A 25,779-nucleotide genomic window follows, 5' to 3' on the forward strand; every position below is an offset into this window, starting at 1 on the left:
GAGCCCCACCTATGCCCGTCGTCGTCGTTGCCACCATGACCGCCAAACCCGAGTCCGTGGATCTCGTGCGCGACGCGTGCAAGAAGGCGATCGAGGCCGTGCACCAGGAGCCCGGGTGCGAGCTGTATGCGCTGCACGAGGCCGACGGCACCTTCGTGTTCGTCGAGCAGTGGGCCGATGCCGACGCGCTGCAGACGCACAGCACCGCACCCGCGGTCGCGACGCTGTTCGGCACGATCGGCGAGCATCTCGACGGAGCGCCGGACATCAAGATGCTGCAACCCGTGGTGGCGGGCGACCCGGCGAAGGGCCAACTGCGGGCCTGATGAGCGCACTCACTGGCAAGGTCGCGTTCATCACCGGGGCCGCGCGGGGGCAGGGCCGCGCGGAGGCGGTCCGACTGGCCGCCGACGGCGCCGATGTCATCGCAGTCGACATCTGCGATCAGATCGAGTCGGTCCCCTACCCGCTGGCCACGGCCGACGACCTGGCCGCCACGGTGAAGATGGTCGAGGAGACCGGGGCGCGAATTGTCGCGCAGCAGGCCGATGTCCGCGATCAGGACGCGTTGGCGACGGCACTGCGCGCCGGTCTCGACGAATTCGGCAGGCTCGACATCGTGATCGCCAACGCCGGCATCGCCCCGATGCAGTCGGGTTCGAACGGCTGGCGCGACGTCATCGACGTCAACCTCACCGGCGTGCACCACACCGTCGAGGTCGCGATCCCGACCCTTGTCGAGCAGGGCAGTGGCGGGTCGGTGGTGCTCACCAGTTCGGTGGCCGGCCTGATCGGCGTCGGCAGCGACGACCCCGGCGCGCTCGGCTATGTCGCCGCCAAACACGGCATCGTCGGATTGATGCGCATCTACGCCAATCTTCTCGCACCACACAGCATTCGGGTGAACTCGGTGCATCCGACCGGCGTGGACACCCCGATGATCAACAACGACGCCACCCGCGCGTGGCTGGGCAGCATCGCCGAGAAGACTCCGCAGGAGATGGGTAACGCGCTGCCGGTTCAGGTGTTGCAGCCCGAGGACATCGCCAACGCGGTGGCGTGGCTGGTTTCCGACGAGGCCCGCTACGTGACCGGTGTGGCGCTGCCGGTGGACGCTGGTTCGGTCAACAAACGCTGAGGCGGCGCCTTAGATCTCGATGACCGTCGGCACGATCATCGGTTGGCGCCGGTAGGTGTCGCCCACCCACTTTCCGACGGTGCGGCGCACCGCCTGGGCGATCCGGGCCACCTCCGTGACATTCTGTGACGCAAGGGATTCCAACTCCTGCTCGACCTTGCGCGCGACGGGTTCCAGCGCCTTGGGGTCTTCGGAGAAGCCGCGCGAATGCAGGTGTGCGGGTGCGGCGGGCCTGCCGGTGCCGCGGTGCACGACGACGGTCACCGCGACGAAACCCGAAGACAGGATGAGGCGTTCGCCGAGCGTGGCGTCTCCGACATCGCCGGTGACCAGGCCGTCGACGAACATCTTTCCGGTCGGGACCGCGCCGGCGATTCCGGCCCGACCCGCCACCAGGTCCACGCTGACGCCGTTCTCCGCCAACACGATCGAATCGGGTGCGACGCCGGTGCGTTCGGCCAGCGTGGCGTTCGCGCGCAGCATCCGCCAGGTGCCGTGCACCGGCATGACGTTGCGCGGGCGCACCGCGTTGTACAGGAACAGCAGTTCGCCCGCATAGGCGTGGCCCGAAACGTGCACCCGCGCCTGCTGATTGGTGACCACGCGGGCACCGATCTTGGCCAGCGCGTCGATGACACCGTACACGGCCTCCTCGTTGCCCGGTATCAGCGACGAGGACAGGATGATCAGGTCACCGCCGGTCAACGTGATGCTGCGATGCTCTCCGCGCGACATCCGCGACAGCGCCGACATCGGTTCGCCCTGCGTACCCGTCGTGATGAGCACCACCCGATCGGCGGGCATCATCTCGGCCGCGCCGATGTCGAGCACGTCGGAGTCGTCGACCTTCAGATATCCGAGTTCGCGCGCGATGCCCATGTTGCGCACCATCGACCGGCCGACGAACGACACCCGCCGCCCGAGCGCGACCGCCGCATCGATGATCTGTTGCACCCGGTCCACGTTCGAGGCGAAGCACGCGACGATCACCCGGCCCGAGGCGCCGCGGATCAACCGGTGCAGCGTGGGTCCGATTTCGCTTTCCGACGGTCCGACTCCGGGGATCTCGGAGTTCGTCGAATCGCACAACAAAAGGTCCACCCCGGCGTCGCCGAGGCGCGACATGCCCGGCAGATCCGTCGGCTTGTCGTCGAGCGGCAACTGGTCGAGTTTGATGTCGCCGGTGTGCAGCACAGTGCCGGCGCCCGTGTGGATCGCGATCGCCATACACCCGGGAATCGAATGGTTGACGTGGAAATACTCGCACTCGAAGACGCCGTGGACGCTGCTCGAGCCCGCCTCCACCTCGATGAACGCCGGCTTGATCCGGTGCTCACGGCATTTCTCGGCGACCAGCGCGAGCGTGAACTTCGAACCCACGATCGGGATGTCGGGCCGCAGCTTGAGCAGGAACGGAATCGCACCGATGTGGTCCTCGTGGGCGTGGGTGAGCACCAACGCCTCGACGTCGTCGAGACGATCCTCGACCAGACGCAGATCGGGCAGGATCAGGTCGACACCGGGCTCGTCGTGGGTGGGGAACAGCACTCCGCAGTCGACGATCAGCAGCCGGCCGAGATGCTCGAAAACGGTCATGTTGCGGCCGATTTCGCTGATCCCGCCCAGCGCGGTGACCCGCAGTCCGCCCGGGGCCAGTGGTCCCGGTGGCGTCAGATGTTCGGTCACTATCGCAACACCGCAGCGGCGCGCATATCTGCCGCGAGCGCCTCGAGTTGCTCCGGTGTGGCGGGCACCTGCGGCAACCGTGGGTCGCCCATCTCGATGCCCAGCAGCCGCAGCCCGGACTTGGCCAGCGTCACACCGCCCAGCCGGTTCTGGGCGGCGTTGAGCGGGCCGAGGGTGACGTTGATCTTGCGTGCGGTCGCCACGTCGCCGGAGGTGAACGCCGACAACATCTCTCGTAGCTGGCTGGCCGCCATATGGCCCCACACGCTGATGAACCCGACGGCGCCCATCGCCAGCCAGGGCAGGTTCAGCGCGTCGTCGCCGGAGTAATACGCCAACCCCGTCTCGGCGATGATCTGTCCCCCGCCGTGCAGGTCTCCCTTGGCGTCCTTGATCGCCACGATGTTGGGGTGTTCGGCCAGCTTGCGGATGGTGGGCCAGTCGATCGGCACGACCGACCGCGGCGGAATGTCGTAGAGCACCACCGGAAGTGGTGTGGCGTCGGCCACCGCGGTGAAATGCGCCAGCAGGCCGGACTGCGGCGGGCGCGAGTAGTAGGGCGTCACCACCAGCAGCCCGTGGGCGCCCTCGGCCGCGCAGGCCTCGGCCAGCCGCACGCTGTGCGCGGTGTCGTAGGTGCCCGCGCCGGCGACGATCCGCGCGCGGTCCCCGACAGCCTCCAGCACGGCCCGCAGCAACGCGAGCTTCTCCTCGTCGGTGGTGGTCGGCGATTCGCCGGTGGTGCCCGACAGCACCAGACCGTCACATCCGGCGTCGACCAGATGGGTGGCGAGCCGGGCGGCGGCGGCAGTGTCCAGCGACCCGTCGGGCTTGAACGGCGTCACCATTGCGGTGAGCACGGTGCCCAACCGGGCGGTCACGTCGATTCCGCTGGAACTCACGGACACCAAGATTACCCGCTCGACCTCACGCTTCTGTGGCTAGTGGGCTGGTGGCCACCTCGGTGCCGTCCGCCAGCGTCGTGATCTCGAAATCGGCGAACACCTGCGGGGCGATGTCGACCAGCCGACGCAGGCATTCGACGGCCAGCCGGCGCATCTCCACGTCGGCGTGCTCGCTGGCCCGAACCGCGATGAAATGGCGCCAGGCGCGGTAGTTGCCGGTGACCACGATGCGGGTCTCGGTGGCGTTGGGCAGTACCGCACGGGCCGCCTGCCTGGCCTGTTTGCGCCGCAGCACCGCCCGGCCGTCACCGGGCTGATCGCCGAGCAACTTCGCCTCGAGCCGCTCCAGCAGCTCGGTGTAGGCGGCCCGGCTGGCGTCGGCCGCCGCGGTGAAGATCTCCCGCAGTTCGGGATCGTCCTCGATCGTCGGCGGCGCGACCACCTGCGAGTCGTGTTCGGGAACGAACCGCTGCGACAGCTGCGAGTAGGAGAAATGTCGATGCCGCACCAATTCGTGGGTGCACGACCGGCTGATCCCGGTGATGTAGAACGACACGGAGGCGTGCTCGAGCACCGAGTAGTGCCCGACGTCGATGATGTGGCGGATGTAGGCGGCGTTGGTCGCGGTCCGCGGATTGGGTTTCGACCAGCTCTGATAGCACGCCCGGCCGGCGAATTCGACCAGCGCCGGGCCGCCGTCGGCGTCGGTGCTCCACGGCACGTCCGGAGGCGCCAGGAACTCGGTTTTGGCGATGAGCTGCACGCGCAGCGGGGTGGTCTCGGCCACGGCTCACCCTAACGCGACGCCTGCGGCCGGCTGCGCGCCCAGCGGTGGTGTTTCAACCGGCGCCACGGCGGGAACAAAGCGGATCCCGGCCGGCGTTATCGAAGCGCACTGATCGCAGACAGGGAGTGTGAGAGATGTCCACCGATTACGACGCACCCCGCACCAAAGACACCGAAGACGTCGTCGACGAGTCGCTGGAAGCGCTCGCCGTCCGGCGACGCGGCCAGGCCGACGTGGCGGTGCTCGAAGACGACGACGACGCGGGCGAGACCCTCGTCCTGCCCGACGGCGATTTGTCCGGCGAGGAACTGACCGTGCGCGTCATCCCGAAGCAGGCCGACGAGTTCACCTGTTCGAGTTGTTTCCTGGTGCACCACCACAGCCGGCTCGCGTTGCGGTCCGGCGACCGGATGGTGTGCTCGGACTGCGTCTGAGCGTCGTCCTCGACCGACGGGGGTTCATCGCGACGCCCGGCGCAGCGGCGGCGCCAAATCGCCCCGCTCGCCGACTGTGACGTCGGAGAGCCCCAGCCACGTCGCCATCGACCGCAACTGCTCGGCCAGCGCGGTGGCCACTTGCGGCGAGCACTGACCCGGTTCGGCGAACGCCCCGATGACGTGTAGCGCGCCCGCGGCGCGGTCGGCCTTGAGGTCGACCCGTCCGACCAGGTGGCCGTCCAGCAGAAACGGCCAGACGTAGTAGCCGTACTGTCGCTTGGCGGCTGGGGTGTAGATCTCGATGCGGTAGTGAAAGTCGAACAGCCGCTGTACCCGCGGCCGGAAGAAGATCAACGGGTCGAACGGGCACAACAGCGCGGTGCCCCGGTCGCGGCGGGGCACGATCTGACCGGCCCGAAGGTACGCCGGGGCGGTCCAACCGGCCACCTCGACCGGTTCGAGTTCGCCGTCGGCGACCAGCTTGGCGATCGTCGGCTTCGTCTGTTTCGGCGAGAGCCGGAAGTAGTCGCGGATGTCGGCCTCGGTGCCCACGCCCAGCGCACCGGCCGCCCGCAGCGTCAGCTCACGCAACGCGGCGTCGTCGTCGACCTCCCGGGCGACCACCTCCGCAGGCAGGACGCGTTCGGTGAGGTCGTAGTGGCGGGCGAAGCCGACGCGGGTGGCCGTCGTCAGCACCCCGGAGGCGAACAGCGCCTCGGTCACCCACTTGGTGTCGCTGCGGTCCCACCACGGCCCCTTCTTGCCCCGGCGGCCCGCGCCCAGGTGCGCCTCGATCTGTCCGGCCGTCGACGGCCCCAACTCCGTCACCGCGGCGACGATCTGGGCCGCCAGCTTCTGGTTCTTCTTGACGATGTGGGTGCCCCACCGGCCGTGGGCGTACTCGCGCATCCGCCAGCGCAGCAGCGGCCAGTCGTCGACGGCCATCAGCGCGGCCTCGTGCGCCCAGTACTCGACCAGCAACCGCGGTGAGCGCGCCGTGTGGCTCCACGCCGCGCGGTCGAGCACGTCGCGGTCGTAAGGCCCCAGTCGGCTGAACACCGGCGCGTAGTGCGCACGCACGGCCACCGACACCGAATCGAGTTGGAGCACCTGCAGGCGCCCGATCAGCCGCCGCAGGTGCGCGCGCGTCACCGGCCCCTTCGGCCGGCCGTCCGCGAAGCCCTGCGCGGCGACGGCGATCCGTCGCGCCTGTGCAGCCGTGAGTCTGGTCGGCACGACGCCATCCTGCCGGATGCCACCGATATACCCTTGGCTGACGCTCAGTTACGTACGCAAATCGGGGCCAAATGCGTACCTGGCTGAGCGCTCGCGAGGGCTTGAGGTGCTCACCGGCGCACGTAGCGCAAAAACCGGTAGCGCAGCCCCGACGAACTCGTGAGCCACTCCCCCTCGGAGCCCACCCATGACTCGTCCAACACGGGCGCCATCGCATCGCCGTCGTCGCGGGGCAGGTCGATCTCCACCTCGGTGACCTCGCATCGGGTCGCGATCGGCAGCGCCAGCGCATAGATCTGTTCACCGCCGATCACCCAGGTCTGGTCATCGCTCAGGGCGTCGTCGAGGGTTCCCACCACGGTCGCGCCGTCGGCGATGTAGCCAGCTTGCCGGGTCAGCACCACATTTTTTCGGCCCGGCAGCGGACGCACCTTGGCGGGCAGCGACTCCCAGGTCAGCCGGCCCATCACCACGGTGTGGCCCATGGTGATCTCCTTGAACCGGGCTTGATCCTCGGGCAGCCGCCACGGAATACCGCCCGCGCGGCCGATCACCCCCGAGGTTGACTGAGCCCAGATCAGCCCGACGCTCATCCGGCCCTATACCGCCACAGGCGCCTTGATCGGCGGGTGCGGGTCGTAGTTCTTGACGACGACGTCCTCGTAGGTGTAGTCGAAGATCGAATCCCGCGGCGCCAGAACGAGTTCGGGGTACGGCCGCGGTTCGCGGGACAACTGCAGCCTGACCTGCTCGACGTGGTTGTCATAGATGTGGCAGTCCCCGCCGGTCCAGATGAACTCGCCGACGTCGAGGCCGACCTGCGCCGCCATCATGTGCGTCAACAACGCGTAGCTGGCGATGTTGAACGGAACGCCGAGGAACAGGTCGGCGCTGCGCTGATAGAGCTGACACGACAACCGGCCGTCGGCGACGTAGAACTGGAAGAACGCATGACACGGCGGCAACGCCATCTGCGGGATCTCCCCGACGTTCCAGGCCGACACGATGTTGCGCCGCGAATCCGGGTCTGCCCGCAGCATCTGTAGCGCCGCGCTGATCTGATCGACGTGCTCGCCCGACGGCGTGGGCCATGAGCGCCACTGCACCCCGTAGACCGGTCCGAGGTCGCCGGTCTCGCTGGCCCATTCGTCCCAGATCGTCACCCCGTGCTCCTGCAGCCAGCGCACGTTGGAGTCGCCGCGCAGAAACCACAGCAGCTCGTAGACGATCGACTTGGTGTGCACCTTCTTGGTGGTGATCAACGGAAAACCGGCGGACAGGTCGTAGCGCATCTGATGGCCGAACAGACTTCGGGTGCCGGTGCCGGTGCGGTCCGATTTCGGGGTGCCGCGCTCGAGCACCAGGCGCAGCAGATCCTCGTAGGGGGTCACGATCGGCACGTCGGTCAGCTTACGTCGGCGGCGACGAGTAGAACGGAAGCCATGCCGAACATCGCCGCGACCGTCACCACTGCCGACGGCAGTTGCCCCGTCACCCTTCACACCCCCAACGGACCCGGGCCGTGGGCGGGCGTGGTCATGTACGTCGACGCCGGCGGGGTGCGCGACACCTTCCAGGAGATGGCCGCCCGATTGGCCGGCTTCGGCTACGCCGTGCTGCTGCCCGACGTGTACTACCGGCATGGCGACTGGGAGCCGTTCGACATGGCGACCGCGTTCACCGACCCCGCCCAGCGCGGCCGCCTGTTCAAGATGATCTCGAGCATCACGCCGGACATGATGGCCGACGACGCCGCCGCGTTCTTCGACTTCCTCGCCGGGCGCCCCGAGGTCAAGGGAGACCGTTTCGGGGTGTGCGGATACTGCATGGGGGGTCGCACGTCGCTGGTCGTCGCCGGCCGGGTTCCGCACCGCGTCGCGGCCGCCGGGGTGTTTCACGCCGGCGGGGTGGTCACCGACGACGACACCAGCCCGCATCTGCTGGCGGACCGGATCGAGGCGACGGTCTACGTCGGGGGCGCCGAGAAGGACAACTCGTTCACCGACAAGCACGCCGAGACCCTCGGCGCGGTGCTGACCGCGGCGAACGTCTCGCACACGATCGAGATCTACCCGGCCGGCCACGGCTACGCGGTGCCCGACAACCCGCCGTACGACGAGGAGGCCGCCGAGCGGCACTGGCTGGCCATGCAGCAACTGTTCGCCACCGCGCTGGACTGATTTCGGTGCCCCGCTCGCGTCGGAACGCGTCGGTGCGCGACGATAAAGCGATGACCCAGCGTGGCGGCGCCGACCAGCACACCTCCAGCGATGTCGGGTCGCGCATCGATCCGGTGCTCGCGCGCAGTTGGCTACTTGTCAACGGCGCCCAGTACGACCGGTTCGGTCCGGCCGCAGAATCGCACGCCGACATCGTCGTGCTGGACATCGAGGACGCGGTCGCGCCCAAGGACAAGGTCCTCGCGCGCGACAACGTGATCCGCTGGCTCGGCCAGGGCAACAGCGACTGGGTCCGCATCAACGGGTTCGGCACCCCCTGGTGGGCCGACGACATCGACGCGTTGGCCGCGTCGTCAGTGGGCGGGGTGATGCTGGCGATGGTCGAATCCGTCGATCACGTCACCGAGACCGCCAAGCGGTTGCCCAACGTGCCGATCGTCGCGCTGGTCGAGACCGCACGCGGTCTGGAGCGCATCACCGAGATCGCCGCGGCCAAGGGCACCTTCCGGTTGGCGTTCGGCATCGGCGACTTCCGCCGCGACACCGGATTCGGCGAGAACCCCGCCACACTGGCCTACGCCCGGTCGCGGTTCACCATCGCCGCCAAGGCCGCCCACCTGCCCAGCGCCATCGACGGGCCGACCGTCGGGCACAGCGCGCTGGTGCTCGCCGAGGCGACCGCGGTCTCCGCGGAGTTCGGCATGACCGGCAAGATCTGCCTGACGCCGGAGCAGTGCTCGGCGGTGAACGAGGGACTGTCCCCGTCGGTAGCCGAAATCGCCTGGGCCAAAGAGTTCTTCGTCGAGTTCGATCGCGACGGTGGCGAGATCCGAAACGGCTCGGACCTGCCTCGCATCGCCAGGGCGAACAAGATTCTCGATCTGGCCCGTTCTTACGGGATCGAGGTCTCGGAGTTCGACGACGTCGACGACCCCGCTCACATTCCGGCGCCGTCGGACACCTACCACTACTGAGATCGACGGTTGCTGCGGCCAAACGTCACGCGCACCGCATGCAACAGGCCCCGTGCCGCGTAGATGCCTGCGACCACCGACGCGAGGATCATCACGATGAACATCACCAGCCAGTTGGTGCGGTCGTGGTCGACGTTCCACCAGACGATCGTGAACAGGACGGCGCTGATGAACACCACGATGTCGCGCCAGTTGCCGCGGTAGGACATCGCCGCCGCGCGCATCTCCCGGGTGCGTTCGCCGGAGGTGACCAGATCGTCGATGCGCTGGTAGATGCTTTCTCGCAGGCGGGCTTTCAGTTCGGGCCGGTCGTCGGGGATCCGGTCCAGCAGATCCAAGTCCTTGGCGATCATCCCGCGAAAATCGGGGCCCCGCAGGTTGCCGGCGGCGATGCCGAGCAGCGCACCGCCCGCGATCGGCGCCGCACCCAAGGCCAGTTCGGCGATACCCGGCATTGCTAGTCCTCCATCAGCGTGGCGGCCAGCGTGCCACCCAATTCGTGGGCTTGTTGGCGCACCGCCGCATCCAGCCCGCCGATCACGTCCAGAACGTCGGCGGCCTTGCTCAGCGCGAGCCCGGTCGCAAGCTTTTCTACCGCGTTGACCGCGCCGACGGTGTCGTTATTGCCGTGCACCCACAGCCCGTAGGGTCGGCCGGCGACGTGATCGAGGCTCGGGTAGTACACCGTGTCGAAGAAGTGTTTGAGCGCCCCGCTCATGTATCCGAAGTTGGCGGTGGTGCCGAACAGGTAGCCGTCGGCGTCGAGCATGTCGGAGACGGTGCCCGCCAATGCGGGCCGGACCACCACGTCGACCCCGGTGATGTCGGGATCCCGCGCGCCGCCCAGCACCGCCTCGAGCAGTTCCCGCGTGCCCGGCGACGGCGTGTGGTGCACGACCAGCAACGTTTTGCTCACCTGCGCTCCTCCATCTCCACGGCCTTTCTCATGGCTTCCCGCGCGCGGCGGCGGTCCCCGGCGTAGTCGTAGGCCCGAGCCAGTCGGTACCAGCGTCGCCAGTTGTCCGGATCGCGTGCCAACTCGTCCCGTACGGTCTCGAACAACGCGTCGGCGGCGTCGCGCTGGACGCGCCCCGACGGCATCCGCGGCAACGAGGCGATGTCGAGTTCCATACCGTCGGCCTTGGCGATGCGGGCCAGCCGCTGGTGGGCCAGCCCCGCCCGCAGCGTGCTGACCATGACCCAGACCCCGACGAGCGGGAAGACCATCAGGGCCAGACCCAGCCCGACCGCCGCGGGTTCGCCGGTCGTGACGAACGCCATCGCGATGCGGCCGAGCAGGACGAAGTACACCACCAGCGCCAGGCACATGAAGCCGATCAGCAGCTGAGTGCGCAGTGCACCCCCGCCCTCGCTCATTCCAGGTCGAGCAGTGGCTCGATGCCGATGGTCAGCCCGGGCCGCTCGGCGACCCCCCGGACGGCCAGCAACACCCCGGGCACGAAGGAGGTGCGGTCGATGCTGTCGTGGCGGATGGTCAACGTCTCCCCCTCGGTGCCGAACAGCACCTCCTGGTGTGCGACGAGCCCCGCCAACCGCACCGAATGCACCGGGACGCCGTCGACGTCTGCGCCGCGCGCGCCGTCCAGCGCGGTACTGGTGGCATCGGGGTTGGGCGGCAGTTCTTTTCGCGCTTCGGCGATGAGCCGCGCGGTGCGCACCGCGGTGCCCGACGGGGCGTCGGCCTTGTGCGGGTGGTGCAGTTCGACCACCTCGACGGACTCGAAGAACCGGGCGGCCTGCTGGGCGAAGTGCATCGACAGCACCGCCCCGATCGCGAAGTTCGGCGCGATGAGCACGGCCGTCTCGGGTTTGGCGGCCAGCCAGCTCTTCACCTGCTCCAGGCGGTCGTCGGTGAACCCGGTGGTACCGACGACGGCGTGGATTCCGTTGTCGATCAAGAACTTCAGGTTGTCCATGACCACATCGGGATGGGTGAAGTCGATGACGACGTCGGTCTCGGTGTCCACCAGTTCGCTGAGCGGATCGCCCGCGTCCACCCCGGCGGAGAACGTCAGATCCTCGGCGGCTTCCACGGCGTTGACCATGGTCGCACCGACCTTGCCCTTGGCGCCCAGCACTCCGACTCGCATGGCTGGCAGCCTACTCACCGCTGCGCGCGGTTCCGGTGCTGCCCGGCGCGATCACAGCGGCGAAGCACCCCGCAGATGCTCGAAGATCAGCGAGGTCTGCGTACCCGCCACGTCGGCGTCGGCGTTGAGGTTCTCCACCACGAACGAGCGCAGGTCATCGGTGTCGCGGGTGGCGACGTGGAGGATGAAATCGTCGGCGCCTGCCAGGAAGTAGACGTCCATCACCTGCGGCTTGCGCCGGATCTGATCGATGAAACTGCGGATCTTGCCACGCGAGTTCGACTGCAGGCTCACCGAGATCATCGCCTGAAGCGTCAGGCCGATCGCGGCTGGGTCGATGTCGGTGTAGAAGCCGCGGATCACGCCGAGTTGCTGTAGCCGCCGGACCCGCCCGTGGCATGTCGACGCCGCGATGCCGACAAGCTGCGCCAGCGCACTGTTCGAGATCCGCGCGTCGGCGTGCAGGGCGGTCAGGATGCGCCGGTCCACGTCATCGAGGTCGACCGGCTGAACATTCTTCGGCCGCGGTGCACGATCTGCCCGAAGTCTCGACTGCTCTACGGCCATAAATGCACTCTAGCGAATCTTTCACATATTTATTGCTCTGATACCGAATATTCTTCACAATTTAGATAGCGATTCAGCGGCAGGAGTGGTCATGCGCGTCGGCGTCCCCACCGAGATCAAGAACAACGAATTCCGGGTGGCGATCACGCCGGCCGGGGTCGCCGAACTGGTCCACCACGGACACGAGGTGATCATTCAGTCCGGTGCCGGCGAGGGCTCGTCGATCTGCGACGCCGACTTCAAGCGCGCCGGCGCGCAGATGATCAGCGGCGCCGAACAGGTATGGGCCGAAGCCGACCTGCTGCTCAAGGTCAAGGAACCGATCGCCGCCGAGTACCCGCGTCTGCGTCGGGGCCAGACGCTGTTCACCTACCTGCATCTGGCCGCCTCCCGCGCATGCACCGAGGCCCTGCTGGCGTCGGGCGCCACGTCGATCGCCTACGAAACCGTCCAGAGCCCGGACGGGTCACTTCCACTGCTCGCGCCGATGAGTGAGGTCGCGGGCCGCCTGTCGGCGCAGGTCGGCGCCTACCACCTGATGCGCAGCCACGGCGGGCGCGGGGTGCTGATGGGCGGCGTTCCCGGTGTCGCACCCGCCGAGGTGGTGGTGATCGGCGGCGGCACGGCCGGATACCACGCCGCCCGCGTGGCCGCCGGAATGGGCGCACGGGTCACGGTTTTCGACGTCAACATCGCCAGACTCCGCGCGATCGACGCGGAATTCGGTGGCCGCATCGAGACCCGGTACGCGTCGGCCCTGGACCTCGAGGACGCCGTCAAACACGCCGACCTCGTCGTCGGCGCAGTGCTGGTGGCCGGTGCGAAGGCACCCAAGCTGGTGGCGAACTCGACGGTCGCTCACATGCGGCCCGGCGCCGTACTGGTCGACATCGCGATCGATCAGGGCGGTTGCTTCGAAGACTCCCGGCCGACCACCCACGACGAGCCCACCTACGCCGTGCACGACACGCTGTTCTACTGCGTGGCCAACATGCCGGGCGCGGTGCCGCGCACCTCCACGTTCGCGTTGACCAACGCCACCATGCCGTACGTGCTGGCTCTGGCCGACCGTGGTTGGAAGGCCGCCTGCCTGGCCGATCCGGCCCTGGCCAGGGGACTGTCCACGCACGACGGCGCGCTGCTGTGCGCCCAGGTCGCGACCGATCTGCGGTTGCCCTACACCGATCCGGCCACCGTGCTGGCCTGATCGCTCACCCGCCCGGTGAACACGTAGGGACGTCTGTACCAAAAAAGTAGGGAAACACCCGATTCCTCCGCGACGGGGCCGCGTTAGCGTTTTTACCTGCGCCGATGTGCATGGACCACGCGGCTGACCAGTCGCTTCCGGTTCTGAGGGGTGACCGGGAGCCTGGTCAACGCGTGGCCTGGTGGCCACTAACCGGCATCAGTGCGTCAGCACCGGCAGCAAGACGCTGGTCAACTCGCCGATCAACGGACGCAGGTTCTCGGCGCCCGGGTCGTCGGTTCGCGACCGGGTCATCAACGCCAACAGGATTCGCTGGCCGGCGGGCCCGTAGGCGATGCCGACGTCGTTGGTGGAGCCGTAGTCGCCGCTGCCGGTCTTGTCGGCGGTCGTCCACCCGGGCGGCAACCCGGCCCGCATGCTCGATGTCTGGTTGGCGCGCATCCAGTCCTCGAGCAACCCGCGGTGTGCCGGGGCGAGCGCGTCTTCGGTGAGCAGCGCCCGATAGCCATTGCCCAGCGGTTCGGGTGCGCTGGTGTCCCGCGGGTCGCCCGGCACTGCCGCGTTCAACTCGGTCTCCCACCGGTCCAGGCGCGACCGAGGGTCGCCGATGCTGCGGGCGAACGCGGTGATGGCCTGCGGCCCGCCGATGCGGTGCAGCAGCATGTTGGCGGCGGTGTTGTCGCTGCGTTGCAACGCCGCCTGGCACAGTTCGGCCAGCGTCATCTCGCCGCCGGCCCTGGGCTCGGTCACCGGGGAGTTCGCCACGATCGCCGCCGGGTCCACGACCATCCGATCCTCGAGGGTCAACTCCAGGCGTTCGGCCATCTGCAGGATCCGCGCCGAGGCGTAGACCTTGAACGTCGAGCACATCGCGAACGAGTCCTGCGCGCGGTGCGCGACGGTCTCACCGGTTTGCAGGTTGGTCGCGAACACCCCGATGCGGGCCTTGTGCTGCTGCTCCAGCTGCCCGATCCGGTCCCCGATCGCCTGCCCCGGATCGGCGAGAGCGGGTTTTCCGGCGGCGACGGCCACCGCGGCGAGCGTCAGACCGCCCACCATCGCGTGGCGTCGTGAGATACGAGTCATCGACTCAGCGTAACGATCAGGCCGTCAAGGCTCGAAGGGGCTGCGGCAGCGACCTTTTCGAAGTTTGCGGACCCAGGACAGCGGCACCGTACGGACGGTTGAGCAGTTTGCGCGCGACGAAGTTGACCTCGTCCAGCGTCACCGAGTCGATCTGGGCGAGGGTGTGTGTGATGCTGCGGTGCTCACCGAAGCTCAGCTCGCTGCGGCCGATGCGGTTCATCCGCGAACCGGAGTCCTCGAGGCCCAGCACCAGACCCCCGCGCAGTGAACCCTTCGCGATCCGGCATTCGGCGTCGGTGATGCCGTCGCGCGCGACCTCTTGCAGCACGTCGATGGTGACCTTGGTGACTTCGGGGAATCGCTCGGGCAGACACGCCGCGTAGACGGACAACGCGCCGCTGTCGGCGAAGGTGTCCAGCGTCGAGTACACCGAGTAGGCCAGCCCGCGCGATTCCCGAACCTGTTGGAACAGCCGCGAACTGAGACCGCCGCCCAGGGCGGTGTTGAGCACCGACAGCGCCCACCGGTGCTTCCAGTACCGACCGGGCGTGCGCACCCCGATCGACAGGTGGTTCTGTTCGGCGTCGCGCGTGATGAGTTGCAGGCTCGGCCGGCCCGTCACCCGTCCGGCGCCCTTGCGCGGCGGCATCGGCTTGGCACCGCGCAGCAGGTGCGGGCCGAAGTGCTCGCGCACCAGTGCGACGACCTCGTCGTGGTCGACGTTGCCCGCGACCGCGACGACCATCCGATCCGGCCGGTACCGACGCACGTGAAACGAATGCAGTTGCGCCCGCGTCATGTTCGAGATCGACTCGACGGTGCCGATCACCGGGCGGCCGACCGGGTGCGCACCGAACATCGCCGCCAGGAACACGTCGCCGAGGGTGTCCTCCGGATCGTCGTCGCGCATGGCGATCTCTTCGAGCACCACGTCGCGCTCGATCTCGACGTCGTCGGCGGCGCACCGGCCACGCAGCACCACATCGGCGACCAGGTCCACGGCCAACTCCAGATCGCTGTCGAGCACGTGGGCGTAATAGCAGGTGTGCTCCCTGGCGGTGAACGCGTTCAGCTCACCGCCGACGGCGTCGACCGCCTGGGCGATCTGCACCGCGGTCCGCGTCGGTGTCGACTTGAACAGCAGATGCTCGAGAAAGTGCGCGGCACCGGCGACGCTGGGGCCCTCGTCGCGTGAGCCCACGTTCACCCAGACACCCACCGACGCCGAATGCACCGTCGGGATGTGCTCGGTGACCACCCGCAGACCGCCGGGTAGCACGGTGCGGCGCACCATCGAGTTGTCTCGTGTCGACGAGGCGCCACCGCGTGTGGGGCGGCGCAATTCCCTAACTGCCGGCCGTCGCGGCATCTGCCGACGGCGCGCTCGAGTCCGCCGTCTCACCCTCGGCATCCTCGGCGACCAGAACCAGCGAGATCTTGCCGCGGTTGTCGATGTCGGCGATCTCCACACGCAGCTTCTCGCCCACATTGACCACGTCTTCGACCTTCGCGATGCGCTTGCCGCGACCCAGCTTGGAGATGTGCACCAGCCCGTCGCGACCCGGAAGCAGCGACACGAACGCTCCGAAATCCGTTGTCTTGACAACGGTTCCGAGGAACCGCTCCCCGACCTTGGGTAGCTGCGGATTGGCGATCGCGTTGATCTTGTCGATGGCGGCCTGCGCGGACGGCCCGTCGGTGGCGCCGACGAACACGGTGCCGTCGTCCTCGATGGAGATCTGCGCGCCGGTCTCCTCGGTGATCTGGTTGATGACCTTGCCCTTGGGCCCGATCACCTCGCCGATCTTGTCGACCGGCACCTTGATCGTGGTGATCCGCGGCGCGTACGGGCTCATCTCGTCGGGCTGGTCGATCGCTTCGGCCATCACGTCGAGAATGGTCAGCCGCGCGTCCTTGGCCTGCGCCAGCGCCGAGGCCAGCACCTGCGACGGGATGCCGTCGAGCTTGGTGTCCAGCTGCAGCGCGGTGACGAATTCCCTGGTGCCCGCGACCTTGAAGTCCATGTCACCGAAGGCGTCCTCGGCGCCGAGGATGTCGGTCAGCGCGACGAACCGGCGCTCGGTGTTACCGCCTTCGCTCTCCACGTCGTCTGACACCAGACCCATGGCGATGCCGGCGACCGGCGCCTTCAGCGGCACCCCGGCGTTGAGCAGTGACAGCGTCGACGCGCACACCGATCCCATCGAGGTCGACCCGTTGGAGCTCAACGCCTCTGAGACCTGGCGAATCGCGTACGGGAACTCCTCGACGCTGGGCAGCACCGGCATCAACGCCCGCTCGGCCAGCGCGCCGTGGCCGATCTCGCGGCGCTTGGGCGAACCGACCCGACCGGTCTCACCGGTCGAATACGGCGGGAAGTTGTAGTGGTGCATGTAGCGCTTGGTGGTTTCGGGGCCCAGCGAGTCGATCTGCTGCGACATCTTCATCATGTCCAGCGTGGTGATGCCCAGGATCTGGGTCTCGCCGCGCTCGAACAGCGCGCTGCCGTGCGCGCGTGGCACCACGGCCACCTCGGCGCCCAACGCGCGGATGTCGGTGACACCGCGGCCGTCGATGCGGAAATGGTCGGTCAGGATGCGCTGGCGGACAAGCTTTTTTGTCAGCGACCGGAAAGCCGCCGACACTTCCTTCTCACGGCCGGCGAATTGCTCGGCGAGCCGTTCGAGCACCTCGACCTTGATCTCGTCGGTGCGGTCGTTGCGCTCCTGCTTACCTGCGATGGTCAGCGCCTCGGAGAGGGCTTCGGTCGCCACCGAGGACACCGCGTAGTACACGTCCTCGGTGTAGTCCGGGAACACCGGGTATTCACCGGCCGGCTTGGCGGCGCGCTCGGCCAGCTGCTGCTGCGCGTCGACGAGCGTCTTGATGAACGGCTTGGCGGCCTCGAGGCCCTCGGCGACAACGGCTTCCGTCGGCGCCTGTGCGCCGCCGGCGATCAGTTCGATGACGTTGTCGGTGGCCTCGGCCTCGACCATCATGATCGCGACGTCGTTGTCCTCCAGCGCGCGGCCCGCCACCACCATGTCGAACACGGCGCGTTCGAGCTGCTCGACGGTCGGGAACGCGACCCAGGTGCCGTCGATCAGCGCGACGCGCACGGCGCCGACGGGCCCGGAGAACGGCAGCCCCGCGAGCTGGGTGGACGCCGAGGCGGCGTTGATGGCCACCACGTCGTACAGGTCCTTGGGGTCCAGGGACAGCACGGTGACGACGACCTGGATCTCGTTGCGCAGGCCCGACACGAACGACGGGCGCAGCGGGCGGTCGGTCAACCGGCAGGTCAGGATCGCATCGGTGGACGGGCGGCCCTCGCGGCGGAAGAACGATCCGGGGATCCGGCCCGCGGCGTACATCCTTTCCTCGACGTCGATCGTCAACGGGAAGAAGTCGAAGTGGTCCTTGGGGTTCTTGCTGGCGGTCGTCGCCGACAGCAGCATGGTCTCGTCGTCGAGGTAGGCCACGGCGGCGCCGGCGGCCTGCTGGGCGAGCCGCCCGGTCTCGAAACGAATGGTGCGGGTGCCGAAGCTCCCGTTGTCGATCACGGCGGTGGTCTCGTACACACCGTCTTCAATCTCAACTACAGACATGGGCGTCCGTATGGCCTCTCTGATTTTTGTTCAGCTGTTTCGCGTCGTCACAGCGTGCGAACCACCGGCCTTGATGCGGCTACGGCCGTCGATCGAAGCGGCCGGGAGATAATCCCCCGGCAGCCACTACCGAAGACCGCCCGATCAGGCGGGTACCGATATGACGCGCGGGAGCGGTGCTCGCGGATATGCGAAGACCGCACCCGGGTGTTCCAGCCGTACCGGCTGTCGAACAGAGCCATCGTACCGTGGGCCAGGAACGCCAACCGAATCCCGTCGAGATCCGACGCCCCATCCGCACGGCGCGGCGTCAGCGCCGCAGGCCGAGGCGCTCGATCAGGGTGCGGTAGCGCGCCACGTCGACCTGCGCGACGTACTTGAGCAGCCGGCGCCTGCGGCCGACCAGCAGCAGCAGGCCACGGCGCGAGTGGTGGTCGTGCTTGTGGGTCTTGAGATGCTCGGTCAGGTCCGTGATCCGCTTGGTCAGCAGGGCGACCTGGGCTTCCGGCGAACCGGTGTCGGTCTCGTGAAGGCCGTACTCGGCCAGGATGGTCTTCTTCTCTTGGGCAGTGAGCGCCACGAAACAACTCCAATTTTTTCAGTCCGCGTGGGAACTCTTGTCAAGGCGCGGCCGCCGCGAACTGCAGCGCACGCCGGGTCGGCTGGCAGTTTAGCAGCGCAGGCGCCCCGGCCACGAATCAGCGCGGGGTGGGCTACTGGGCGGCCAGGATCGAGCGCGCCCGTTCGGTGTCGTCGCCCATCGTGGCCACCAGGTCCTCCACCTTGGCGAACTTCTCCTGGCCGCGGATGCGCGCGACGAAGTCCAGGGCGACGTGCTGTCCGTACAGGTCGGCGGAGGTGTCCAGCACGAACGCCTCCACGGTGCGGGTGCGCCCGGAGAAGGTCGGGTTGGTGCCCACCGACACCGCGGCCTGGTAGCGCTCCCCCGGGACGACGGCGCCGGCCACCGGTCCGTGACCCAGCACGGTGAACCACGCGGCGTAGACGCCGTCGGCGGGGATCGCCGAATGCATCGGCGGCGCCACGTTGGCGGTCGGAAAGCCCAGCACCCGGCCGCGCCCGTCGCCGCGCACCACCACACCTTCCACGCGGTGGGGCCGGCCCAGCGCCTCCGCGGCCGCGACCACGTCGCCGGCGTCCACACAGGAGCGGATGTAGGTCGACGAGAACGTGACGGTCTCGTCGTTGTCGTGCTCGGTGACGTCGGAGACCAGGGTCATGGCCTCCACCGCGAAGCCGAACCGCTCGCCGGCCTTGCGCAGCAGGTCGACGTTGCCCGCGGCCTTCTTGCCGAAGGTGAAGTTCTCCCCGACCACCACCTCGACCACGTGCAACCGCTCGACGAGCAGTTCGTGGATGTAGCGCTCGGGGGTCAGCTTCATGAAGTCGGCGGTGAACGGCATCACCAGGAACACGTCGACGCCGAGTTCCTCGACGAGTTCGGCGCGCCGGGTCAGTGTGGTCAGTTGCGCGGGATGGTTGCCCGGGAAGACGACCTCCATCGGATGCGGATCAAACGTCATCACCACCGTCGGAACGCCCCGAGAGCGACCCGCCTTCACGGCGTGGCTGATCAGCTCCTGGTGCCCGCGGTGCACCCCGTCGAACACGCCGATCGTGACGACACATCGGCCCCAGTCCGTCGGGATCTCGTCTTGTCCCCGCCAGCGCTGCACAGCGTCAGCCTACGACCCGCGCGACGCGTGCGACGCCGCTGGATCCCCCAGATCAGTGAAGATTGCCTAAACTTAGTAAGCGTGAGCCCAAACGGTAACCCCCGCGACCTGTCCATGGTCGCCCAGGATTACCTGAAGGTGATCTGGACCGCGCAGGAGTGGTCGCACGAAAAGGTCAGCACCAAGATGCTCGCCGAGCGGCTCGGGGTTTCGGCCAGCACGGCCTCGGAGTCCATCCGCAAGCTCGCCGATCAGGGTCTGGTCGACCACCAGAAGTACGGCGCGGTGACGCTGACCGATGCCGGTCGTGCGGCGGCGCTGGCGATGGTGCGCCGGCATCGGTTGATGGAAACGTTTCTGATGCGCGAACTCGGCTACAGCTGGGACGAGGTGCACGACGAGGCCGAGGTGCTCGAACACGCGGTGTCCGACCAGATGCTCGACCGCATCGACGCCAAGCTCGGCTATCCCACCCGCGATCCGCACGGCGATCCGATTCCGGCCGCCGACGGTCGGGTGCCCACCCCCGATGCCCGGCAACTGTCGGTCTGCCACGACGGCGACTCCGGGATGGTCGCGCGCATTTCCGACGCGGACCCCGAGATGCTGCGCTATTTCGACAGTGTCGGCATCACGCTGGACGCGCGGTTGCTGGTGCTGGCCCGCCGCGACTTCGCGGGCATGATCTCGGTGGCTGTCAGACCGGCCGATGCCAGGGAGGATCATCCTGGCGTCACCGTCGATCTGGGCAGCCCTGCCGCGGAAGCGATCTGGGTGGTCGCCGGCTAGTCGACGGGGCCGGCGAAGACCGAGTCACGGACTCCAATCGGGAATAAGCACAGGCCGACAATCGTCACAGTGAATGCGTGTCGGACACGGCTGTCGAGGTGCCTGCTTCGGCGTGGCATCACCGTGCCGACACCCCCATAGCCTGCACTGACGGAAACTGACTTTTGCGAGGGAGTGATGAGCATGCGCGGCAACGACTTGCCCCAAGCGCTGCATGAACTCGAGCAGGAGTTCGCCCAGTTGGCACCCGACATCCCCGAGGGTGCGCACAAGAAGGCGCTTTCGGTGCTGCACGGAATCGTCATGGAGATGTGGCGCAGCATCGAGCGCGATCGTGCGTCGGCCGCCGGGATGGCCTCCGACGTGTCGATCCGTGACATCGCCGACCTGTGGCAGCAGGCACCCCCGATGGAAGGCGAGGCCGTCAACCAACCGCTGCCCGTCGGCAGCCAGGCCCCCGACTTCGCGCTACCGGACACGTCGGGGAACATGGTGCGGCTCAGCGACTTCCGGGGCCGCCCGGTCGTGTTGGTGTTCTACCCGCTGGACTGGAGCCCCGGCTGCAGCCAGCAACTCGACCTCTACCAACAGGAGATCGGCGAGTTCGAGGCCAGGGACGCGCAGGTGCTCGGCATCTCGGTCGACAGCGTCTACAGCCACGGCGCGTGGGCGGCGGTACGCGGCCTGGACATCCCGCTGCTGTCGGACTTCCACCCCAAGGGCGAGGTGGCGCGCCGCTACCAGGCTTGGCGCGACGACGACGGTTTCAGCGAGCGGGCGCTCTACGTGATCGACCGGGACGGCCGAATCGCCTACGGCCACATCTCGCCGTATCTGCACCACGTTCCGGACATCTACGAGTTGCTCGAGGCCGTCGACGCCGCCCGTTCGCCCCGACCGGCCAAATTGACAGCGTGAGAGGAGGATTGACGCAATGACGATGTTATCCACCGTTCCCCGACGCGGTCGCATGTCGGCGCCCTCGGTCGCACCCGTCGTCGTCTACGGCCGACGCTGGTGCGCATTGACCCAGATGGTGCGTCGCCACCTCGACCGCAGCGGAATCCCCTACGAGTACGTCGATCTCGACGACAATCCGGGCGTGTACTCAAGGCTGGCGTGGATGACCGGCGGCCGCGTCCGCAACCCGGTGGTCAACGTCGGCGGTGAGCTGCTGGTTCAGCCGAGCATCGGTGAACTGCAGTGGGCGCTGCGACGAGGCGGTCGGCGATGACCGGCGACCCGAACGCGACCACCGCCCAGGCGGTGTCGATCATTTCCTGCCCCGGGTGCGGCAAAGGCAACCGGGTGCGCCCGACCCCACGCGGGACACCGCGCTGCGGCACGTGTCGTGAGGCGCTGCCCTGGCTCGTCGACGCCGACGCCGCCACCTTCGACCAGGAGATGCAGTCGTCGGTGCCGGTGCTGGTCGACTTCTGGGCGCCGTGGTGCGGTCCGTGTCGCGCCGTGGCGCCGGTGCTCGAACAGCTGGCGCGTCAGCGCGCCGGACGGCTCAAGGTGGTCAAGGTCAACGTCGACGAGAACCCGGCTACCGCCGCGCGCTTCGACGTCGCGGGCATCCCGCTGCTGGTGCTCACTCGCGACGGCCGCGAGGTCGCGCGGCTCACCGGCGCAGTGCCGCTCGCCCAGCTAGGAGGCTGGCTCGATCAGCACCTCAGCGCCGACTCTCCCTAACCGCCGCTTCGGGTTGGTGAAGGCCGGACGCCCGCACGAGCGCGGCCAGCACGATCGCGCCCACCAGCAGCGCGGGCACATCGCCCGCCAGGTGTCCCAGCTGGTGGTGGCCGCGCACCGACTGCACCGCCATGATCGCCGCGTGCACGACGCTGGACCAGACCGTGAACCAGATCAGGCTGAGATGGGCCCGCGGGTCGCGGGCGGCGATCAACAAAAAGACGCCGAGGGTCGCGTAGATGCCCACGATCATCATGAAGTAGTCGGAATGATGCGGCGGCCCCGCATGCCATGCCCACCCCGCCGGCCACACCGCCGACAGCGGGTACAGGCACAGCGCGATCAGACCGAACACGACGAGTGCGATCTGGAGAAGCTTGTACGGCGACGGCATCGTGGGCTCCCTTCGGCGAGAACGCCGAATCAGTATGCGCCTACAGGGTCGCCGGGCGTAGCACCACGACGGATTTGGTGCGCGAGGCCCGGTCCTGCAGCAGCGCGATGACCTGCCCGTCCGGCGCCGTCGCCGCGTAGGTGCCGTCGATACCGGCCGGTGTCAGCGGCCGTCCGTGGCGCACGTGCTCGGCCTCCTCGAGGGTCACGTCCCGCCGCGGGAACGCCAGAAGACACGCCGCGTCGAGGGTGTAGGACAGTGCGGGGCCGTCGGCCAACTCGTCGAGGGTGTGCGCCTCGTCGAGCCCGAACTCGCCGACTCGGGTGCGGCGCAACGCGATGAGATGCCCGCCCACCCCCAGGGCGGCGCCGACGTCGCGGGCCAGCGCGCGGATATAGGTGCCGCTGGAGCAGTCCACCTCGACGTCGACGTCGATCAACCCGGCCTGCCGCCGGACCTCCAGCACATCGAAGCGGTGCACGCGCACCCGCCGCGGCGCCAACTCGACGGCCCGCCCCTCGCGGGCGAGTTTGTACGCGCGTTGACCGCCGACCTTGATCGCGCTGACCGCCGACGGCACCTGGTCGATCTCACCACGCAGCGCCGACACCGCGCTCGCGATCTGCTCGACGGTGAGGGCGTCAGCCGAAACGGTCTGCAGCACATCACCTTCGGCGTCTTCGGTCGAGGTGGTCTGACCGAGACGGATGGTGGCCGCATAGGACTTGTCGGCGGCGGTCAGCAGGCCCAGGATCTTGGTGGCTCGTTCGACACCGATGACCAACACGCCGGTGGCCATCGGGTCCAGCGTCCCGGCGTGACCGACCTTTCTCGTGCCGAAGATGCGACGGCACCGAGACACCACGTCGTGGCTGGTGATCCCCGCCGGCTTGTCGACGATGACCAGACCCGCCTCGGTCATAGGACGATCGCCGTCAGCGCCAGACCGCCGCGCACCGACCAGCGTCCGGCCAGCGCCTTCAGCGGTGGCCCGGACGGCGCGGCGGGATCGATCAGGATGCGCGACTCGAACCGGCCAGAGGTGCCGGTGTCGTCGATCTCGAAGCTGATGTGCGCGTCCTCGAACCCCAGCCACCGCCGCGTCACCGGAAACCACGCCTTGTAGGTCGCTTCCTTCGCGCAGAACAGGATTCGGTCCCAGTGCAAGCCCTCGGGCAGCGCACCCAGCTCTCGCCGCTCAGCGGGCAGGCTGATGGCGTCGAGCACACCGTTGGGCAATACGTCGTGAGGTTCGGCGTCGATGCCCACCGAGCGCACCTCGTGCTGTCTGCCCACCACCGCCCCGCGGTAGCCCTCGCAGTGGGTGAGGCTGCCGACGACGCCGTCGGGCCAGCGCGGTTCACCCTTCTCCCCTTTCAGGATCGGCACGGGCGCCAGGCCCAACTGCCGCAACGCTTCGCGTGCGCAGTGCCGCACGGTGATGAACTCATTGCGCCGCTTGGCCACCGACCGCGCAATCAGCGGTTCCTCCTCGGGCAGCGGCGCCAGTTCCGGTGGGTCGGTGTACATCTCGGCGGCCGCGAGGGACCGCGAGCCGGGCAGAATGTCGCCGAGCATTCTGGCCACGGTCGTCATGGCTGCCTGGCCCGGATGCGCTGCTGCATCTTCTCGGCGTGGTCGCGCATCTCCTGGGTGATCTGAAAGTGGCCGCCGAACTCGTTGAGATAACCCGGCGCGTAGCGCGGGTCGGGCAGCACCTGCCGCAGCCATCGATACGGCTTGCGGCGCCGCCATTCTCGCGGGTAGCCGACCGAGACCTCCTCGAACCGCACACCGTCGTACCAGGTGGTGCGCGGGATGTGCAGATGCCCGTACACCGAACAGATCGCGTTGTAACGGGTGTGCCAGTCGGCGGTGGCGGTGGTGCCACACCACATCGCGAACTCCGGATAGAACATCGCCTCGCAGGGTTCGCGGACCAGCGGGAAGTGGTTGACCAGCACGGTCGGCGTCATCCAGTCCAGATCCTCGAGCCGTTTGCGGGTGTAGGCCACCCGGTCGCGGCACCAGGCGTCACGGGTGGCGTAGGGCTCGGCGGACAGCAAAAACTCGTCGGTGCCCACGATGTTTCGCTCGCGCGCGATGGCCAGGCCCTCGGCCTTGGTGGCCGCGCCCTGCGGCAGAAACGAGTAGTCGTAGAGCAGGAACATCGGCACGATCGTGGCCGGTCCGCCCTCCTCGGTCCACACCGGGAACGGATGCTCGGGGGTGACCACGCCCATCTCGTCGCAGATGTTGACCAGGTAGTCGTAGCGGGCCTTGCCGAAGATCTGCATCGGGTCGCGGTTGGTGGTCCACAACTCGTGGTTGCCCGGCACCCAGATGACCTTCGCGAACCGTTTGCGCAGCAGGTCCAGCGCCCAATGGATCTCGTCGGTGCGCTCGGCGATGTCGCCGGCGACGATCAACCAGTCGTCGGGGCTGGCCGGATACAGCGACTCGGTGACCGGCTTGTTGCCGGTGTGACCGGTGTGGAGGTCGCTGATCGCCCAGAGGGTGGGTCGTCGGCCATCACGTGTCACAGCCGACCAGCCTACTTAAGCCGCGGTGAAGGGCCCGCAGGCCGACTAGAACAGGTTCTCGTTTCCCCCGCGACCGCCGACGGCGGGCCGCTACACTGCCCGGGCAGGGTCGGAGGTAGCCGGCGGCGCAGCCGCCCGACAGGAAGGGGCGTGATGGTCGCCAAGCTGCGTGTGCTGTCGGCGCTGAGCGCGCTGGTCGCCGCCGTGGTGGTGGTGTGGCAGGCCGGCCCAACGCACCGACCGCAGGTGGACGCGGCCGACATCCCCATGACCAACGTCACCACCAGCATCAAGTGGCCGGTCATCGAGACCACCGACCCGTCGCCGTTCAACCCGTGCAAGGACATCCCGCTCGACGTGGTGCAAGGCCTCGGGCTGGCCTACACACCGCCGATCCCCGAGGACCAGCTGCGCTGCAAGTACGACGCGGGCAACTACCAGATGGCGGTCGAGGCGATCGTCTGGCGCACCTACGAGCAGACGCTGCCCGCCGACGCCGTCCAGCTCGACATCGACGGCCATCGCGCGGCCCAGTACTGGATCATGAAGCCGACCGACTGGAACAACCGCTGGTGGATCACCTGCATGATCGCCTTCGACACCAGCTACGGCGTCCTGCAGCAGTCGCTGTTCTATTCGCCGATCTACTCCGAGCCCGACCCCGACTGCATGCAGACCAACCTGCAGCGCGCACACGAACTGATCCCGCACTACGTTTTCTGAGGCTGCGTAGCCTCGG

At 68.1% G+C, this 25,779-nt stretch carries 31 protein-coding genes; 11 read left to right on the top strand and 20 right to left on the bottom strand.

Going from position 1 to position 25,779, the window contains the following annotated elements:
* The first annotated feature begins 11 nt into the window (after positions 1-11).
* A complete protein-coding gene (locus ABQE89_RS12460; protein WP_448416862.1) occupies positions 12-326 on the top strand; it encodes a putative quinol monooxygenase in 315 nt (104 codons plus the stop codon).
* Positions 326-1,138: a mycofactocin-coupled SDR family oxidoreductase gene (locus tag ABQE89_RS12465; RefSeq protein ID WP_448416864.1), complete on the top strand. Its 813-nt coding sequence runs from the start codon at positions 326-328 to the stop codon at positions 1,136-1,138. The genes ABQE89_RS12460 and ABQE89_RS12465 overlap by 1 nt, the downstream gene beginning before the upstream one ends.
* A 9-nt stretch (positions 1,139-1,147) precedes the next feature.
* On the opposite strand, the gene ABQE89_RS12470 is transcribed toward ABQE89_RS12465, so the two are convergent.
* The 3 genes from ABQE89_RS12470 to thyX are packed head-to-tail and all read right to left on the bottom strand — an operon-like array spanning position 1,148 to position 4,516.
* Positions 1,148-2,824: a ribonuclease J gene (locus ABQE89_RS12470; protein WP_448416866.1), complete on the bottom strand. Its 1,677-nt coding sequence runs from the start codon at positions 2,822-2,824 to the stop codon at positions 1,148-1,150.
* Positions 2,824-3,732 carry a 4-hydroxy-tetrahydrodipicolinate synthase gene (gene dapA / locus ABQE89_RS12475; RefSeq protein ID WP_448416868.1) on the bottom strand — a complete coding sequence of 303 codons (909 nt, stop codon included), beginning with the start codon at positions 3,730-3,732 and terminating at the stop codon, positions 2,824-2,826. The genes ABQE89_RS12470 and dapA overlap by 1 nt, the downstream gene beginning before the upstream one ends.
* Before the next feature lie 19 nt (positions 3,733-3,751).
* Entirely contained in the window at positions 3,752-4,516 is a 765-nt protein-coding gene (thyX, locus tag ABQE89_RS12480; RefSeq protein ID WP_448416870.1) for an FAD-dependent thymidylate synthase, read from the bottom strand.
* Between the two features lie 134 nt (positions 4,517-4,650).
* On the opposite strand from thyX, the gene ABQE89_RS12485 reads away from it, so the two are divergent.
* Positions 4,651-4,950, top strand: coding sequence for a DUF4193 domain-containing protein (locus tag ABQE89_RS12485; protein WP_448416872.1), 300 nt, complete (start codon positions 4,651-4,653; stop codon positions 4,948-4,950).
* Positions 4,951-4,974: 24 nt separating this feature from the next.
* Here ABQE89_RS12485 and ABQE89_RS12490 read toward each other — a convergent pair whose 3' ends face one another.
* The 3 genes from ABQE89_RS12490 to ABQE89_RS12500 form a co-directional block, all read right to left on the bottom strand.
* The gene (locus tag ABQE89_RS12490; protein ID WP_448416874.1) at positions 4,975-6,189 is read right to left on the bottom strand and encodes a winged helix-turn-helix domain-containing protein; all 1,215 of its coding nucleotides are present in this window, start codon (positions 6,187-6,189) and stop codon (positions 4,975-4,977) included.
* A gap of 110 nt (positions 6,190-6,299) precedes the next feature.
* Positions 6,300-6,782 (bottom strand): dihydrofolate reductase, encoded by a 483-nt coding sequence (locus tag ABQE89_RS12495; protein WP_448416876.1) that lies wholly within the window; start codon positions 6,780-6,782, stop codon positions 6,300-6,302.
* A gap of 6 nt (positions 6,783-6,788) precedes the next feature.
* Positions 6,789-7,589, bottom strand: coding sequence for a thymidylate synthase (locus ABQE89_RS12500; RefSeq protein WP_448416878.1), 801 nt, complete (start codon positions 7,587-7,589; stop codon positions 6,789-6,791).
* Between the two features lie 42 nt (positions 7,590-7,631).
* Between ABQE89_RS12500 and ABQE89_RS12505 the strand changes: the two genes are divergently transcribed.
* Both ABQE89_RS12505 and ABQE89_RS12510 read left to right on the top strand, forming a co-directional pair.
* Positions 7,632-8,369 carry a dienelactone hydrolase family protein gene (locus ABQE89_RS12505; protein WP_448416880.1) on the top strand — a complete coding sequence of 246 codons (738 nt, stop codon included), beginning with the start codon at positions 7,632-7,634 and terminating at the stop codon, positions 8,367-8,369.
* Between the two features lie 50 nt (positions 8,370-8,419).
* Entirely contained in the window at positions 8,420-9,343 is a 924-nt protein-coding gene (locus ABQE89_RS12510; protein ID WP_448416882.1) for an HpcH/HpaI aldolase/citrate lyase family protein, read from the top strand.
* On the opposite strand, the gene ABQE89_RS12515 is transcribed toward ABQE89_RS12510, so the two are convergent.
* From ABQE89_RS12515 to ABQE89_RS12535, 5 genes are read right to left on the bottom strand one after another with little or no spacing between them, the layout of a single operon-like run.
* Complete coding sequence (locus ABQE89_RS12515) at positions 9,337-9,798, bottom strand: hypothetical protein (protein WP_448416884.1); 462 nt, start codon at positions 9,796-9,798, stop codon at positions 9,337-9,339. The genes ABQE89_RS12510 and ABQE89_RS12515 overlap by 7 nt on opposite strands.
* 2 nt (positions 9,799-9,800) lie before the next feature.
* Entirely contained in the window at positions 9,801-10,259 is a 459-nt protein-coding gene (locus tag ABQE89_RS12520; RefSeq protein WP_448416886.1) for a flavodoxin family protein, read from the bottom strand.
* Positions 10,256-10,720, bottom strand: a complete 465-nt coding sequence (locus tag ABQE89_RS12525) for a tetratricopeptide repeat protein (RefSeq protein ID WP_448416888.1) — start codon at positions 10,718-10,720, stop codon at positions 10,256-10,258. The genes ABQE89_RS12520 and ABQE89_RS12525 overlap by 4 nt, the downstream gene beginning before the upstream one ends.
* Entirely contained in the window at positions 10,717-11,454 is a 738-nt protein-coding gene (gene dapB / locus ABQE89_RS12530) for a 4-hydroxy-tetrahydrodipicolinate reductase (RefSeq protein WP_448416890.1), read from the bottom strand. Before dapB ends, ABQE89_RS12525 begins: the two co-directional genes overlap by 4 nt.
* Before the next feature lie 51 nt (positions 11,455-11,505).
* Positions 11,506-12,021, bottom strand: coding sequence for an HTH-type transcriptional regulator AldR (locus ABQE89_RS12535; RefSeq protein WP_448416892.1), 516 nt, complete (start codon positions 12,019-12,021; stop codon positions 11,506-11,508).
* A gap of 91 nt (positions 12,022-12,112) precedes the next feature.
* Here ABQE89_RS12535 and ald point away from each other — a divergent pair, with 91 nt between their 5' ends.
* A complete protein-coding gene (gene ald, locus ABQE89_RS12540; RefSeq protein ID WP_448416894.1) occupies positions 12,113-13,228 on the top strand; it encodes an alanine dehydrogenase in 1,116 nt (371 codons plus the stop codon).
* Between the two features lie 198 nt (positions 13,229-13,426).
* On the opposite strand, the gene bla is transcribed toward ald, so the two are convergent.
* From bla to ABQE89_RS12565, 5 genes are all read right to left on the bottom strand, one after another.
* A complete protein-coding gene (gene bla / locus ABQE89_RS12545) occupies positions 13,427-14,314 on the bottom strand; it encodes a class A beta-lactamase (RefSeq protein ID WP_448416896.1) in 888 nt (295 codons plus the stop codon).
* Between the two features lie 16 nt (positions 14,315-14,330).
* On the bottom strand, positions 14,331-15,683 hold the full coding sequence (locus tag ABQE89_RS12550; RefSeq protein ID WP_448416898.1) for a M16 family metallopeptidase: 1,353 nt from the start codon (positions 15,681-15,683) through the stop codon (positions 14,331-14,333).
* Positions 15,661-17,922, bottom strand: a complete 2,262-nt coding sequence (locus ABQE89_RS12555) for a polyribonucleotide nucleotidyltransferase (protein WP_448416900.1) — start codon at positions 17,920-17,922, stop codon at positions 15,661-15,663. The genes ABQE89_RS12550 and ABQE89_RS12555 overlap by 23 nt, the downstream gene beginning before the upstream one ends.
* A 310-nt stretch (positions 17,923-18,232) precedes the next feature.
* On the bottom strand, positions 18,233-18,502 hold the full coding sequence (gene rpsO / locus ABQE89_RS12560; protein WP_448416902.1) for a 30S ribosomal protein S15: 270 nt from the start codon (positions 18,500-18,502) through the stop codon (positions 18,233-18,235).
* Positions 18,503-18,635: 133 nt separating this feature from the next.
* Positions 18,636-19,619, bottom strand: coding sequence for a bifunctional riboflavin kinase/FAD synthetase (locus ABQE89_RS12565; RefSeq protein WP_448416904.1), 984 nt, complete (start codon positions 19,617-19,619; stop codon positions 18,636-18,638).
* Between the two features lie 114 nt (positions 19,620-19,733).
* On the opposite strand from ABQE89_RS12565, the gene mntR reads away from it, so the two are divergent.
* The 4 genes from mntR to trxA all read left to right on the top strand — a co-directional run bounded on the left by mntR (position 19,734) and on the right by trxA (position 22,103).
* Positions 19,734-20,408, top strand: a complete 675-nt coding sequence (mntR, locus tag ABQE89_RS12570) for a manganese-binding transcriptional regulator MntR (RefSeq protein WP_448417192.1) — start codon at positions 19,734-19,736, stop codon at positions 20,406-20,408.
* Positions 20,409-20,591: 183 nt separating this feature from the next.
* Positions 20,592-21,326 (top strand): peroxiredoxin, encoded by a 735-nt coding sequence (locus ABQE89_RS12575; protein ID WP_448416907.1) that lies wholly within the window; start codon positions 20,592-20,594, stop codon positions 21,324-21,326.
* Between the two features lie 16 nt (positions 21,327-21,342).
* On the top strand, positions 21,343-21,642 hold the full coding sequence (locus tag ABQE89_RS12580; protein WP_448416909.1) for a glutaredoxin family protein: 300 nt from the start codon (positions 21,343-21,345) through the stop codon (positions 21,640-21,642).
* Entirely contained in the window at positions 21,639-22,103 is a 465-nt protein-coding gene (gene trxA / locus ABQE89_RS12585; RefSeq protein ID WP_448416911.1) for a thioredoxin, read from the top strand. Before ABQE89_RS12580 ends, trxA begins: the two co-directional genes overlap by 4 nt.
* Here trxA and ABQE89_RS12590 read toward each other — a convergent pair.
* Genes ABQE89_RS12590 through ABQE89_RS12605 form a run of 4 tightly spaced genes read right to left on the bottom strand, consistent with a single transcriptional unit; the run spans position 22,084 to position 25,040 of the window.
* Positions 22,084-22,497 (bottom strand): DUF6632 domain-containing protein, encoded by a 414-nt coding sequence (locus ABQE89_RS12590; RefSeq protein ID WP_448416913.1) that lies wholly within the window; start codon positions 22,495-22,497, stop codon positions 22,084-22,086. The two genes, trxA and ABQE89_RS12590, sit on opposite strands and share 20 nt — an antisense overlap.
* Positions 22,498-22,537: 40 nt before the next feature.
* Positions 22,538-23,419 (bottom strand): tRNA pseudouridine(55) synthase TruB, encoded by an 882-nt coding sequence (gene truB, locus ABQE89_RS12595; RefSeq protein ID WP_448416915.1) that lies wholly within the window; start codon positions 23,417-23,419, stop codon positions 22,538-22,540.
* Complete coding sequence (gene pptT, locus ABQE89_RS12600; RefSeq protein WP_448416917.1) at positions 23,416-24,093, bottom strand: 4'-phosphopantetheinyl transferase PptT; 678 nt, start codon at positions 24,091-24,093, stop codon at positions 23,416-23,418. Before pptT ends, truB begins: the two co-directional genes overlap by 4 nt.
* On the bottom strand, positions 24,090-25,040 hold the full coding sequence (locus ABQE89_RS12605; protein ID WP_448416919.1) for an ACP phosphodiesterase PptH: 951 nt from the start codon (positions 25,038-25,040) through the stop codon (positions 24,090-24,092). Before ABQE89_RS12605 ends, pptT begins: the two co-directional genes overlap by 4 nt.
* Before the next feature lie 153 nt (positions 25,041-25,193).
* On the opposite strand from ABQE89_RS12605, the gene ABQE89_RS12610 reads away from it, so the two are divergent.
* Entirely contained in the window at positions 25,194-25,763 is a 570-nt protein-coding gene (locus tag ABQE89_RS12610) for a DUF3558 domain-containing protein (RefSeq protein ID WP_448417194.1), read from the top strand.
* The last annotated feature ends 16 nt before the right edge of the window (positions 25,764-25,779 follow it).

The sequence above is a fragment of the Mycolicibacterium sp. XJ1819 genome (assembly GCF_053483675.1).

Coding starts and splice junctions, on each gene's coding strand:
- ABQE89_RS12460 (WP_448416862.1), top strand. CDS start 12: ATGCCCGTCGTCGTCGTTGCCACCATGACCGCCAAACCCGAGTCCGTG.
- ABQE89_RS12465 (WP_448416864.1), top strand. CDS start 326: ATGAGCGCACTCACTGGCAAGGTCGCGTTCATCACCGGGGCCGCGCGG.
- ABQE89_RS12485 (WP_448416872.1), top strand. CDS start 4,651: ATGTCCACCGATTACGACGCACCCCGCACCAAAGACACCGAAGACGTC.
- ABQE89_RS12495 (WP_448416876.1), bottom strand. CDS start 6,782: ATGAGCGTCGGGCTGATCTGGGCTCAGTCAACCTCGGGGGTGATCGGC.
- ABQE89_RS12505 (WP_448416880.1), top strand. CDS start 7,632: ATGCCGAACATCGCCGCGACCGTCACCACTGCCGACGGCAGTTGCCCC.
- ABQE89_RS12510 (WP_448416882.1), top strand. CDS start 8,420: ATGACCCAGCGTGGCGGCGCCGACCAGCACACCTCCAGCGATGTCGGG.
- ABQE89_RS12515 (WP_448416884.1), bottom strand. CDS start 9,798: ATGCCGGGTATCGCCGAACTGGCCTTGGGTGCGGCGCCGATCGCGGGC.
- ABQE89_RS12525 (WP_448416888.1), bottom strand. CDS start 10,720: ATGAGCGAGGGCGGGGGTGCACTGCGCACTCAGCTGCTGATCGGCTTC.
- dapB (WP_448416890.1), bottom strand. CDS start 11,454: ATGCGAGTCGGAGTGCTGGGCGCCAAGGGCAAGGTCGGTGCGACCATG.
- ABQE89_RS12535 (WP_448416892.1), bottom strand. CDS start 12,021: ATGGCCGTAGAGCAGTCGAGACTTCGGGCAGATCGTGCACCGCGGCCG.
- ald (WP_448416894.1), top strand. CDS start 12,113: ATGCGCGTCGGCGTCCCCACCGAGATCAAGAACAACGAATTCCGGGTG.
- bla (WP_448416896.1), bottom strand. CDS start 14,314: ATGACTCGTATCTCACGACGCCACGCGATGGTGGGCGGTCTGACGCTC.
- ABQE89_RS12550 (WP_448416898.1), bottom strand. CDS start 15,683: ATGCCGCGACGGCCGGCAGTTAGGGAATTGCGCCGCCCCACACGCGGT.
- ABQE89_RS12555 (WP_448416900.1), bottom strand. CDS start 17,922: ATGTCTGTAGTTGAGATTGAAGACGGTGTGTACGAGACCACCGCCGTG.
- mntR (WP_448417192.1), top strand. CDS start 19,734: ATGGTCGCCCAGGATTACCTGAAGGTGATCTGGACCGCGCAGGAGTGG.
- ABQE89_RS12575 (WP_448416907.1), top strand. CDS start 20,592: ATGCGCGGCAACGACTTGCCCCAAGCGCTGCATGAACTCGAGCAGGAG.
- ABQE89_RS12580 (WP_448416909.1), top strand. CDS start 21,343: ATGACGATGTTATCCACCGTTCCCCGACGCGGTCGCATGTCGGCGCCC.
- trxA (WP_448416911.1), top strand. CDS start 21,639: ATGACCGGCGACCCGAACGCGACCACCGCCCAGGCGGTGTCGATCATT.
- ABQE89_RS12590 (WP_448416913.1), bottom strand. CDS start 22,497: ATGCCGTCGCCGTACAAGCTTCTCCAGATCGCACTCGTCGTGTTCGGT.
- truB (WP_448416915.1), bottom strand. CDS start 23,419: ATGACCGAGGCGGGTCTGGTCATCGTCGACAAGCCGGCGGGGATCACC.
- pptT (WP_448416917.1), bottom strand. CDS start 24,093: ATGACGACCGTGGCCAGAATGCTCGGCGACATTCTGCCCGGCTCGCGG.
- ABQE89_RS12610 (WP_448417194.1), top strand. CDS start 25,194: ATGGTCGCCAAGCTGCGTGTGCTGTCGGCGCTGAGCGCGCTGGTCGCC.